The following is a 12,147-nucleotide window of genomic DNA, read 5'->3' on the forward strand; positions in this document are numbered from 1 at the left end:
GGAGGAACCATGTCTACCGCTGTTCGCCTTGCCCAACCGTCCGATGCCGAAGGTATCAGCCACGTCATCCTGGCTGCGCTGCACAGCAGCAACGCACGTGATTACCCCGCGGATGTGATTGCGCGGGTTGCCAGCAACTTCACCCCCGACGCTGTGCTGGCATTGCTCCAGCGGCGGGTAGTGTTGGTGGCGACTCAGGCTCAACTGATCGTCGCTACGGCCTCACTGGATGGCAATGTGGTGCGCTCGGTGTTCGTCAACCCAGCGCTGCAAGGGCAGGGCATTGGCCGATTGTTGATGATCGAGATCGAACTGCGCGCCCGTGAAGCCGGCGTGACGGTCTTGAGCGTGCCGTCCTCGCTGACGGCGCAAGCCTTCTACGCTAAGTTGGGTTTTCACAACGTGCGTGACGTGTACCACGGCAATGAGCGCACGTTGGTGATGGAAAAAACGCTGTTGTCCCGCCACCCCATAGGGCCTTATCGCGACCGTCAACACCGTGCCCAGGTGATTGAGTTATGGCAGCAGGCGTTTGGCTATGACACCGCGCATAACCTGCCGAGCCTGGCGATTGATAAGAAACTGGCGGTCAACGACGGGTTGTTCTTCGTTGCCACCGACAACAAAGCCGTGATCGGTACCATTCTCGCCGGCTATGACGGGCATCGTGGCTGGTTGTATTCGGTGGCGGTGCATACCGACTATCGGCGCCATGGCCTGGGATCGTCGCTGGTGCGCTATGCCGAACAGGCGTTGACGGCGCTGGGTTGCATGAAGATCAACCTGCAGATCACCGGCGGCAATGACGTGGTGGTAGGGTTTTATGAGGCGTTGGGGTACGGGGTGGAGCCGAGGATCAGTATGGGCAAGAAGATTGCCGAGAATATTGCGCCACGCTCTTGAAAGCGCAGAAACCAGTGTGGGAGCTGGCTTGCCTGCGATAGCGGTGGGCCCTTGATCGTTCCCACGCTCTGCGTGGGAATGCCGCCTGGGATGCTCCGCGTCCCGCCGGACAACAGGTGACGCGGAGCGTCAGGGGATGCATTGCATTCCCACGCGGAGCGTGGGAACGATCATATGCTGACTGACAGTTCGCTATCGCAGGCAAGCCAGCTCCCACAGGGTTTTGTGGTGTCGCTGGCTTTTGTGGCTGTCAGACCTTGACGATCCAACCCGCTGGCGCTTCCACGTCACCGGTCTGCACACCGGTCAGCTCTTTGTAGAGCTTCTGGGTGATCGGGCCGACTTCGGTCTCGCTGTGGAACACGTGCAGCTTGCCGTTGTACTGGATGCCGCCGATAGGCGAGATCACCGCTGCGGTACCGCAGGCGCCGGCTTCCTTGAACTGATCCAGCTTGTCGATGAACACTTCGCCCTCGACCACTTCCAGGCCCAGGCGGGTCTGGGCCAGTTCGATCAGCGACAGGCGGGTGATGCCTGGCAATACCGAAGGCGACTTCGGCGTGATGAACTGGTTGTCGTGGGTGATCCCGAAGAAGTTGGCCGAGCCGACTTCTTCGATTTTCGAATGTGTCATCGGGTCCAGGTAGATCGCGTCGGCGAAGCCGAATTTCTTCGCTTCCGAACCGGGCATCAGGCTGGCGGCGTAGTTGCCACCGACCTTGGCGGCACCGGTGCCTTGCGGCGCGGCGCGGTCGTAGCCGGAGATCTGGAAGTTGTGCGGCACCAGGCCGCCCTTGAAGTAGGCACCGACCGGGATGCAGAACACCGAGAAGATGAACTCCGGCGCGCTACGCACGCCAATGTTGTCTCCGGTGCCGATCACGAACGGGCGCAGGTACAGCGCGCCGCCACTGCCGTACGGCGGGATGAAGCGCTCGTTGGCCTTGACCACTTGTTTGCAGGCGTCGATGAACGCGTCGGTCGGCACTTGTGGCATCAGCAGGCGGCCACAGCTGCGCTGCATGCGGGCGGCGTTCTGGTCCGGGCGGAACAGGTTGATCGAACCGTCCTTGCAACGATAGGCCTTCAGGCCCTCGAAGCATTGCTGGCCATAATGCAGGGCAGTGGAGCCCTCGCTGATGTGCAGCACATTGTCGTCGGTCAGGGTGCCAGCTTGCCATTCGCCGTTTTTCCAGACCTGGAGAAACCGCTTGTCGGTCTTGATGTAGTCAAAACCCAGCTTGTCCCAATTGATGCTCTCGTTACCCATGACACCCTCTATCTCTGGTCAAGTCGGATTTTTTTTCTGGATGGGCGCAACAATACTGCATTCTTGGCCGGTGTGGGAGGAGGGCGGCGGACCATTCAACCTCTGCATTGGCTGATCCACCGCTATCGCGGGCAAGCCCGACTTCCACATTGGAATGCATTCCAAGTGTGGGAGCTGGCTTGCCTGCGATAGCCACGCCACGGTTTTACAGGTGCAACGCGTGCCCCAACGCCCGCAGCGCGGCTTCCTGCACCGCTTCACCCAGGGTCGGGTGGGCATGGATGGTGCCGGCCACATCCTCCAGGCGCGCACCCATTTCCAAGCTCAGGCCGAACGCGGTCGACAGCTCGGACACTCCGGCCCCCACGGCTTGCCAGCCAACAATCAAGTGATTGTCACGTCGCGCCACCACCCGCACGAAGCCGGCTTTGGACTCCAGCGTCATGGCCCGGCCATTGGCGGCGAAGGGGAAGCTCGACACAATGCAATCCAGGCCGGCAGCCTTGGCCTCGTCCGGGGTCTTGCCGACCACCACCAGTTCCGGGTCGGTAAAGCACACCGCCGGAATTGCCGCCGGGTTGAATTCGCGGGCCTTGCCGCTGATCAGTTCGGCAACCATTTCTCCCTGGGCCATGGCCCGGTGCGCCAGCATCGGCTCGCCGCTGAGGTCGCCGATGGCGTACACGTTGCGCATGCTGGTCTGGCAGCGGCTGTCGATCTTGATCGCCGCGCCGTTCATGTCCAGGTTCAGCGCTTCGAGGTTCCAACCCTGGGTGTTGGGTTTGCGCCCCACGGCGACCAGCACCTGGTCGGTGTCCAGCGCCAAGATGTCGCCGTTGGGGGCGCGCACCTGCAGTTTGCCGTCGGCAAAGCCGGTGACGCTGTGTTCCAGGTACAGCTTCACGCCGAGTTTCTTCAAGGATTCAGCCACCGGCAGGGTCAGCTCGGCGTCGTAGGCCGGCAGGATGTGCGCCTGGGCCTCGACCACACTGACGTCGGCACCCAGCTTGCGGTAGGCAATCCCCAGTTCCAGGCCGATATAACCACCGCCCACCACGATCAGGCGCCGGGGCACATGGGTCGGTGCCAGGGCTTCGGTGGAGGAGATAATCGGCCCGCCAATCGGCAGCATCGGCAGGTTGACGCTTGTCGAGCCGGTGGCCAGTAGCAGGTGCTCGCACTGGATGCGCTGCTCGCCCACCTCGACAGTCTTGCCGTCGATGACCTTGGCCCAGCCATGGATCACCTGCACCTTGTGTTTTTTCAGCAGTGCGGCGACGCCGGTGGTCAGGCGGTCAACGATGCCGTCTTTCCATTCCACGCTCTTGCGGATGTCCAGGGTCGGTACATCCACTTCAATGCCCAGTTGCGAGCCCTGGCTATGGTGCACGGTTTGCTGGAACTGCTCGGCCACATGGATCAGCGCCTTGGAGGGAATACAGCCAATGTTCAGGCAGGTGCCGCCCAGTGCCTGGCCTTCCACCAGGATGGTGGGGATGCCCAGTTGGCCTGCGCGAATCGCCGCCACATAACCGCCGGGGCCGCCGCCGATAATCAGCAGCGTGGTGTGCAATGTCTGAGTCATGCCCTTACTCCAGGAACAGGCTGGCGGGTTGTTCGAGCAGGCCGCGAATGGCCTGGATGAATTGCGCCGCGTCCATGCCATCGACCACGCGGTGATCGAAGGAGCTGGAGAGGTTCATCATCTTGCGCACCACGATCTGGCCCTTGATCACCATCGGCCGCTCAACGATGCGGTTGACGCCGACGATGGCCACTTCCGGCAGGTTCAGCACCGGCGTGCTGACAATGCCGCCCAAGGCGCCAAGGCTGGTCAGGGTGATGGTGGAACCGGACAGCTCATCGCGGCTGGCCTTGCCTGTGCGTGCGGCATTGGCCAAACGCGCGATTTCTTCGGCAGTGCCCCACAGGCTGCGGGCTTCGGCGTGACGTACCACCGGCACCATCAGGCCAACGTCGCTTTGGGTGGCGACGCCCACATGCACGGCACCAAGGCGCGTGATGACCTGGGCTTCGTCGTCGTAACGCGCATTGATCTGCGGGAAGTCGCGCAAGGCTACCACCATGGCCCGCACGATAAACGGCAGCAGGGTCAGCTTGCCGCGTGTCGCACCGTGCTTCTCGTTGAGATGCACGCGCAACTCGTCGAGGGCGGTGACGTCGATTTCTTCCACGTAGCTGAAATGCGCGGCGCGCCGGGTGGCGTCCTGCATGCGCTGGGCGATCTTGCGGCGCATGCCGATCACCGGGATTTGGTGTTCGTCGTTGCGCTCGGCGTAAGGGTTGGCGGCACTGGCGCCCGTTGCCGTGCCCTGGCGCAAGTAAGCCTCCAGGTCTTCATGCAGAATTCGGCCGGCAGGCCCTGTGCCCTGGACCAGGCGCAGTTGAATCCCGGCATCCAGCGCGTGTTTGCGCACGGCAGGCGAGGCCAATGGGCGTTCGCTGGCTTCACGGGCCACGGGCGCTTGCGGCGCTTTCACTGCTGCAGCGGGCTTGCTTTCTACCGGCGCCTGTACCGGTTTGGCTTCGGCCACAGGCGGCGCGGCCTTCGCCGGCTCGGCAACCACCGGGACATCCTTGGTATTGCCTGCGCCTTCTACTTCAATGCTGATCAAAATACTGCCCACTGCCATGACCTCACCCGGCTCGCCGCCGAGGGAAATCACCTTGCCGTGGACCGGCGAGGGAATATCCACCATCGCCTTGTCGGTCATCACATCCGCCAGCACCTGGTCTTCAACCACCAGGTCGCCGACCTTTACATGCCATACCGACAATTCAACTTCCGCGATGCCTTCGCCAATGTCCGGCATCTTGATAACGTGCGTGCCCATTCAGACCTCCATGACCCGTTTCAACGCCGCGCCCACTCGGGACGGCCCTGGGAAATACGCCCATTCCTGCGCGTGCGGGTAGGGGGTGTCCCAACCGGTGACGCGTTCGATCGGCGCTTCCAGGTGGTGGAAGCAATGCTCTTGCACCAGCGAAACCAACTCGGCACCAAAGCCGCAGGTGCGCGTGGCCTCATGCACCACCACGCAACGGCCGGTCTTTTTCACCGACTTGACGATGGTCTCCAGGTCCAGCGGCCACAGGCTGCGCAGGTCGATGACCTCGGCGTCGATGCCGGTTTCTTCAGCGGCGACTTGCGACACATACACGGTGGTGCCGTAGGTCAGCACGGTCACGGCCGAACCCGGACGCACGATGGCGGCCACATCCAGCGGCACGGTGTAGTAACCGTCCGGCACCTGGGCTTGGGGGTGTTTCGACCACGGCGTTACCGGGCGGTCGTGGTGGCCATCGAAAGGGCCGTTATACAGGCGCTTGGGTTCGAGGAAGATCACCGGGTCATCGTTTTCGATGGAGGCGATCAGCAGGCCCTTGGCGTCATAGGGGTTGGACGGCATCACCGTGCGCAGGCCGCAGACCTGGGTGAACACCGCTTCGATACTCTGGCTGTGGGTCTGGCCGCCATAGATGCCGCCACCGCAGGGCATGCGCATGGTCAAGGGCGCAGTGAACTGGCCGGCCGAGCGATAACGCAGGCGCGCCGCCTCGGAGATGATCTGGTCGGTGGCGGGGTAGACGTAGTCGGCGAACTGGATTTCGGCCACCGGGCGCAAACCATAGGCGCCCATGCCCACGGCCACGCCGACGATGCCGCTTTCCGAAATGGGGGCGTCAAACACCCGCGAGCTGCCATACTTGGTCTGCAAGCCTTCGGTGCAACGGAACACGCCGCCGAAGTACCCGACGTCCTGGCCGAACACCACCACGTTGTCGTCACGCTCAAGCATCACATCCATGGCCGAGCGCAGGGCCTGGATCATGGTCATGGTGGTGGTGGTCATGGCGGTTTCCAGTTCGATGCTGTTGTTGTGGTCGTTCATGTCACACCCCCAACTCTTGACGCTGGCGCTTCAGGTGCTCCGGCATCTCTTTATAGACGTCCTCGAACATGGTCGCGGCGCTTGGAATCTGGCCACCGGCGAGGGTGCCGTACTGTTCGGCTTCCTTCTGCGCCTTGACCACTTCGGCTTCAAGTTCGGCACTGACCGCCGCGTGTTCCTCTTCGGACCACTGGCCAATTTTGATCAGGTGCTGCTTGAGGCGGGCAATCGGATCGCCCAGCGGGAAGTGGCTCCAGTCGTCGGCGGGACGGTACTTGGATGGGTCATCGGAGGTGGAGTGTGGGCCGGCGCGGTAGGTGACCCACTCGATCAGGGTGGGCCCCAGGTTGCGGCGCGCACGCTCGGCAGCCCAGGCCGAGGCGGCGTACACGGCGATAAAGTCGTTGCCGTCCACGCGCAGGGAAGCGATGCCGCAACCGACGCCGCGTCCGGCGAAGGTGGTGGCTTCACCGCCGGCGATGGCCTGGAAGGTGGAAATCGCCCACTGGTTGTTGACCACGTTGAGAATCACTGGCGCGCGGTACACGTGGGCGAAGGTGAGGGCGGTGTGGAAGTCCGATTCAGCAGTGGCGCCGTCGCCGATCCAGGCCGAGGCGATCTTGGTATCGCCCTTGATCGCTGAGGCCATGCCCCAGCCCACGCCCTGCACGAATTGGGTGGCAAGGTTGCCGGAAATAGTGAAGAAGCCCGCCTCCTTGACCGAATACATGATCGGTAACTGGCGGCCCTTGAGCGGGTCGCGCTCGTTGGACAGCAGTTGGCAGATCAGGTCCACCAGCGGCACCTCGCGGGCCATCAGGATGCTTTGCTGGCGATAGGTGGGGAAGCACATGTCGTCGATATTCAAGGCCAGGGCCTGGGCGCTGCCGATGGCTTCTTCGCCAAGGCTTTGCATGTAGAACGACATTTTTTTCTGACGCTGGGCGACCACCATGCGGTTGTCGAAAATGCGCGTCTTGAGCATGGCGCGCATGCCGCGGCGCATGATCTCGGTGGAGACACCCTCGGCCCACGGGCCAAGGGCCTGGCCCTGATCGTCGAGCACGCGGATCAGGCCCTTGGCCAGGTCGGCGGTGTCGGCCGGTTCTACGTCGATGGCGGGTTTGCGTACCAGGCCGGCGTCGGTCAAACGCAGGTAGGTAAAGTCGGTCTTGCAGCCTGGGCGGCCCGAGGGTTCGGGAACATGCAGGCGCAGCGGTGCATACGGCTGGGTCATGGCTTTCTACGCTCTATCTTGTGAATTTCTTGTAGTGGGCGCGCTAGCTGACAGTCAGTCTTCGGGTAGAAGAAATCTTGTCCTACAACAATCATAGGCGTGGCGTAGAAGAATATTTATCTGTGTTTCATTGCGCTCACGGTCATTTGCGGATAAAAAAACTGCATAAACATAATAAACAGGTGATTTTGTCTCATGCGCAAACTGGACCGTACCGATATCGGCATTCTCAACGCCCTGCAGGAGAATGCCCGGATCACCAATGCCGACCTGGCCCGCTCGGTCAACCTGTCGCCCACGCCGTGTTTCAACCGGGTCAAGGCGATGGAAGAACTGGGGCTGATTCGTGAGCAGGTCACGCTGCTGGATGCTGATTTGCTGGGGCTGCACGTCAATGTGTTCATCCATGTGAGCCTGGAAAAACAGAACGAGCTGGCGCTGCAGCAATTCGAAGGGGCGATCTCGGATCGGCCTGAGGTGATGGAATGCTACCTGATGGCCGGCGACCCGGACTATTTGATCCGGGTGTTGGTGCCCACGATCCAGTCCCTGGAGCGCTTTATGATGGACTTTTTGACCAAGGTGCCGGGGGTGGCGAACATTCGCTCCAGCTTTGCCTTGAAGCAAGTGCGCTACAAAACCGCATTGCCATTGCCGGCCAACGGCATCAGCCTCGGTTCCTGATTCAACACGGGACAAAATGTGGGGCTTGCCTGGGATGACGGCCTGCCAGCCGACGCCAATCTACCTGACACCCAACGATCCAACTGTGGGAGCTGGCTTGCCTGTGATGGCGGCCTGACAGCCGACGCCAATCTACCTGACACCCCCGCAGTCCAAATGTGGGAGCTGGCTTGCCTGCGATGACGGCCTCCCAGGCGACACATATCTACCTGACACCCCCGCAATCCAACTGTGGGAGCGGGCTTGCTCGCGAAGGCGGCCTGGCAGGCGACACAGTTGGATTGTGTACATATCGATTCCTGCGGTAACGGCCACCTAGGGTTCCGCTTTTACAGCGGGCCACTTTTGGAAAAGAGCCCCAAAAGTAACCAAAAGGGCTCTTGCCCCACCACTCGGCACCTCGCCCAGGCTCGGTGTGCCCGTAATCCGCCAGTGATTTGGGGGGCCGCCGCCACGCGCCATCCATGGCGCGGGGCGGCTAAACCGGCATCCCTGCCGGTTTACCCCCCAAATCCCTGTCGAATTCCGGCCATCGTGGTTTAACGGGGCGCCTAAGATCAACAGCAGATCAAGATCAAGATCAAGAGCGGCTCGCTTCGCATCGTGGTTACCGTTTGCTGCGACAGCCTAAAAAGTTGTGTAGATACCTATGGCTATCGCAGTTCAAGCCAGCTCCCACAGGGGATCGGTGTTTCTAGAGTTGGTTGAGGGGGATTTTCAGGTACGTCACGCCGTTCTCTTCCGCCGGCGGCATATTCCCCGCTCGCACATTCACCTGGATCGCCGGCAGCAACAACGTCGGCATGCCCAATCCAGCATCGCGTTGGGTGCGCATCTCAACAAACGCCGCTTCATCCACGCCGTCATGCACATGGATATTGCCCGCCCGCTGTTCCGCCACGGTGGTCTGGCATTTGGCTTCTCGACCCTCGGGTGGGTAGTCATGACACACGTACAGCTTGGTGTCTGAAGGGAACGCCAACAGCTTGCGCATCGACGCGTACAACTGTCGCGCATCGCCGCCGGGGAAGTCGCAACGGGCGGTGCCGACGTCGGGCATGAACAGGGTGTCGCCCACCAGGATCAAGCGGCCATCGATCAAATAGGCCATGTCGGCGGGGGTGTGTCCGGGCACATGCAACGCCTGGGCCTTCAAGTTGCCGATATGAAAGATGTCATCCGGCGCAAACAGGTGATCGAACTGCGAGCCGTCCACGCGAAATTCCGGCTCGAGGTTGAACAGGTTTTTGAACACGCCCTGCACCTTGCTGATCGATTCGCCTATCGCGATCTTGCCGCCCAAGGTGCGACGCAGGTAGGGCGCGGCGGACAGGTGGTCAGCGTGGGCGTGGGTTTCCAGCAGCCATTGCACGTGCAGGCCATGCTCGCGCACAAAGGCGATCACCTTGTCGGCTTGCGTCGTGTCGGTGCGCCCGGACGCCGGGTCGTAATTGAGCACCGAGTCGACGATGGCGCAAGGGCCGCCATCGGCTTCATAGACGATATAGGTGTAGGTCGACGATGCGTCATCCAGAAAGGCTTGAATCAACGCTGGCATGGCGGCTGTCTCTGCTGAAGAAAAAAGTGGTTACAATCAGTTTACGTTTACACATAATGTTTTGAGCTTAAGTGACTTAAAGGACCCGAGGCAAATGGAATCTACGTTGAGTGAGGGCGAGGTCGCCCAGCTGCGTGCATCGGCGTCCAAGGCCTGTGCCTTGCTCAAGGCCCTGGCCAATGAAGACCGCTTGTTGATCCTGTGCCAGTTGACCCAGGGCGAGCGCAACGTCGGCGAGCTGGAAGCCCTGACCGGGGTACGCCAGCCCACCCTGTCACAACAGTTGGGCATCTTGCGCGATGAAGGGTTGGTCGCCACCCGTCGGGAAGGCAAATACATTTTCTACGGGCTGGCCAGCCATGAAGTGATTCAAGTGATGAAGACCCTGTCCGGGCTGTATTGCGGCGCGGTCATAAAAAGCTGGGCGTGACGCCATCCGGCAGCGACCCTTGTGTGCATTGACTCAAAAAGGCAGTAGACAATGACCGAACAACACTGGGGACCCACCATCAGTGGCGATATCGTAGTCATCGGCGGCGGCTCGGCAGGCATCGGCCTGCTGGCCAGCCTGCTCAAGCGCGACCCGCAGCTGAACATCACCCTCATCGAACCTAACGACTACCACTGCTACCAGCCCGCCTGGACCCTGGTCGGCGGCGGCGCCTACGACCTGCAAAAGACCCGCCGGCCCCTGGCCGATGTGCTACCCAATGGCGTCAGCTGGGTGCAGGCCGCCGTCAGCGAAGTGCTGCCCGATGAAAACACCCTGGTGCTCGACAGCGGCCAGCGCGTCACCTGGAAGAACCTCATCGTCTGCCCCGGCCTGCGCCTGGCCTGGGAAAAAATCGAAGGCCTGCAAGACACCCTGGGCCAACACGGCGTCACCTCCAACTACAGCTACGAGCACGCCGCCTACACTTGGCAGCTGGTGCAGCAGCTCAAGGGCGGCAAAGCGTTGTTCACCCAGCCGGCGATGCCGATCAAATGTGCCGGCGCGCCGCAAAAAGCCCTGTACCTGTCCTGCGACCACTGGCTCAAGCAGGGCGACCTCAAACACATCGACGTCGAATTCAACCTGGCCGGTGCCGCGTTGTTCGGTGTGCCAACCTTTGTGCCGCCATTGATGAAGTACGTGGAGAAATACAACGCGCGCCTGGCGTTCAATTCCAACCTGGTGAAAGTCGATGGCCCGGCGCGCAAAGCCTGGTTTGAAGTCAAAGACGCCGAAGGCAACGCGACGGTCGAAGAGAAAACCTTCGATATGCTCCACGTCGTACCGCCGCAGTTGTCCCCGGACTTTATCCGCCAGAGCCCGCTGGCCGATGCCGCCGGCTGGTGCGAAGTGAACCCCCACAGCCTGCAACACCTGCGCTACCCACATATCTTCGGCCTTGGCGATGTGTGCGGCACCACCAACGCCAAGACTGCTGCGGCGGTGCGCAAGCAAATCGTGGTGGTGGCGGAAAACCTGCTGGCCCTGCGCAAACAGGCGCCATTGCCGCTCAAATACGACGGCTACGGTTCCTGCCCACTGACGGTGGAGAAGGGCAAGGTGGTGCTGGCCGAGTTTGGCTACGGCGGCAAATTGCTGCCGACCTTTCCCCTCGATCCCACGCAGGCGCGCCGTTCGATGTGGTTCCTCAAGGCCACGCTGCTGCCGTGGTTCTACTGGAACGGTATGCTCAAGGGCCGCGAGTGGCTGACCCGTCTGAGCAAGGTGGACTGAATGCTGCTGGCCAGTGTGTTGGGTGTATTGATGGGCCTGGTCATGGGCCTGACCGGCGCGGGCGGCGGCATCCTCGGGGTGCCGGCGCTGGTGCTGGGGCTGGGCTTGACCATGACCCAGGCCGCGCCCGTGTCGTTGCTGGCGGTGGGTGCGGCGGCAGCGGTGGGGGCCATTGATGGCTTGCGCCATGGCCTGGTGCGGTATCGCGCGGCGTTGCTGATCGCCTTGCTTGGCGCGTTGTTTTCGCCGTTGGGTGTGTTCGTCGCCCATCAACTGTCGGAGCCGGTGCTGATGGGACTGTTCAGCGCGCTGATGGTGCTGGTGGCCTGGCGCATGCTGCAACGGGAAAAGCGCGAGGCCGGGCCGAGTGACCATGGTTCGGCGTCGTGGGGCCAGAAGAACTGCATGCTCAACCAGCAGACCGGGCGCCTGGCCTGGACCGCCAAGTGCAGCGCCACCCTGGCCGCATTGGGTGCGGTGACCGGCGCCGTGTCGGGGTTGTTGGGCGTGGGCGGCGGCTTCCTGATCGTACCGGCGTTCAAGCAGCTCACCGATGTGCAGATGCGTGGCATCGTCGCCACGTCGTTGATGGTGGTCAGCCTGCTGTCGCTGATCGGCGTGGCCGGTGCGTTTCATGCGGGCGTGAGTATCGAGCCGGTGGGCTGGGTGTTTATCGGCGCGAGTATCGTCGGCATGTTGGCAGGACGGCGGTTGTGTTCGGTGATTCCCGCGCGGGCCTTGCAAGTGGGGTTTGCCAGTTTGTGCGTCGTAGTGGCTGTTGGCATGTTACTCAAGGCCGCCCTATAAGGTTAAAAGCTTCTACTTTTGACTGTGTCCACCTGAGGATCAAATGCG

Annotated in this window: 11 protein-coding genes; 5 read left to right on the plus strand and 6 right to left on the minus strand. The window is 61.9% G+C overall.

The window, feature by feature from the left end; genetic code table 11:
• The first annotated feature begins 9 nt into the window (after nt 1-9).
• The gene (locus JMV15_RS11715; RefSeq protein ID WP_014719019.1) at nt 10-903 is read left to right on the plus strand and encodes a GNAT family acetyltransferase; all 894 of its coding nucleotides are present in this window, start codon (nt 10-12) and stop codon (nt 901-903) included.
• 250 nt (nt 904-1,153) lie between these two features.
• Here JMV15_RS11715 and JMV15_RS11720 read toward each other — a convergent pair whose 3' ends face one another.
• The 5 genes from JMV15_RS11720 to JMV15_RS11740 form a co-directional block, all read right to left on the minus strand.
• Complete coding sequence (locus JMV15_RS11720; protein WP_014719018.1) at nt 1,154-2,173, minus strand: branched-chain amino acid aminotransferase; 1,020 nt, start codon at nt 2,171-2,173, stop codon at nt 1,154-1,156.
• 205 nt (nt 2,174-2,378) lie between these two features.
• Nucleotides 2,379-3,758 carry a dihydrolipoyl dehydrogenase gene (lpdA, locus tag JMV15_RS11725; protein WP_038450611.1) on the minus strand — a complete coding sequence of 460 codons (1,380 nt, stop codon included), beginning with the start codon at nt 3,756-3,758 and terminating at the stop codon, nt 2,379-2,381.
• Between the two features lie 4 nt (nt 3,759-3,762).
• Entirely contained in the window at nt 3,763-5,028 is a 1,266-nt protein-coding gene (locus JMV15_RS11730) for a dihydrolipoamide acetyltransferase family protein (protein WP_014719016.1), read from the minus strand.
• Nucleotides 5,029-6,087: an alpha-ketoacid dehydrogenase subunit beta gene (locus tag JMV15_RS11735; RefSeq protein ID WP_005789444.1), complete on the minus strand. Its 1,059-nt coding sequence runs from the start codon at nt 6,085-6,087 to the stop codon at nt 5,029-5,031.
• Between the two features lies 1 nt (nt 6,088).
• Entirely contained in the window at nt 6,089-7,324 is a 1,236-nt protein-coding gene (locus JMV15_RS11740; RefSeq protein ID WP_014719015.1) for a 3-methyl-2-oxobutanoate dehydrogenase (2-methylpropanoyl-transferring) subunit alpha, read from the minus strand.
• Between the two features lie 195 nt (nt 7,325-7,519).
• Between JMV15_RS11740 and bkdR the strand changes: the two genes are divergently transcribed.
• Nucleotides 7,520-8,008: a Bkd operon transcriptional regulator BkdR gene (bkdR, locus tag JMV15_RS11745; protein WP_003174877.1), complete on the plus strand. Its 489-nt coding sequence runs from the start codon at nt 7,520-7,522 to the stop codon at nt 8,006-8,008.
• 694 nt (nt 8,009-8,702) lie between these two features.
• On the opposite strand, the gene JMV15_RS11750 is transcribed toward bkdR, so the two are convergent.
• On the minus strand, nt 8,703-9,566 hold the full coding sequence (locus JMV15_RS11750) for an MBL fold metallo-hydrolase (RefSeq protein ID WP_014719014.1): 864 nt from the start codon (nt 9,564-9,566) through the stop codon (nt 8,703-8,705).
• Between the two features lie 94 nt (nt 9,567-9,660).
• Between JMV15_RS11750 and JMV15_RS11755 the strand changes: the two genes are divergently transcribed.
• From JMV15_RS11755 to JMV15_RS11765, 3 genes are read left to right on the plus strand one after another with little or no spacing between them, the layout of a single operon-like run.
• The gene (locus JMV15_RS11755) at nt 9,661-9,996 is read left to right on the plus strand and encodes an ArsR/SmtB family transcription factor (protein WP_003174875.1); all 336 of its coding nucleotides are present in this window, start codon (nt 9,661-9,663) and stop codon (nt 9,994-9,996) included.
• Nucleotides 9,997-10,047: 51 nt separating this feature from the next.
• Nucleotides 10,048-11,292, plus strand: a complete 1,245-nt coding sequence (locus tag JMV15_RS11760) for an NAD(P)/FAD-dependent oxidoreductase (RefSeq protein WP_019818087.1) — start codon at nt 10,048-10,050, stop codon at nt 11,290-11,292.
• Nucleotides 11,293-12,099, plus strand: a complete 807-nt coding sequence (locus tag JMV15_RS11765; protein WP_038450605.1) for a sulfite exporter TauE/SafE family protein — start codon at nt 11,293-11,295, stop codon at nt 12,097-12,099.
• The last annotated feature ends 48 nt before the right edge of the window (nt 12,100-12,147 follow it).

Origin of the sequence: Pseudomonas paracarnis, assembly GCF_904063055.1 — a bacterium.
GTDB lineage: Bacteria > Pseudomonadota > Gammaproteobacteria > Pseudomonadales > Pseudomonadaceae > Aquipseudomonas > Aquipseudomonas paracarnis.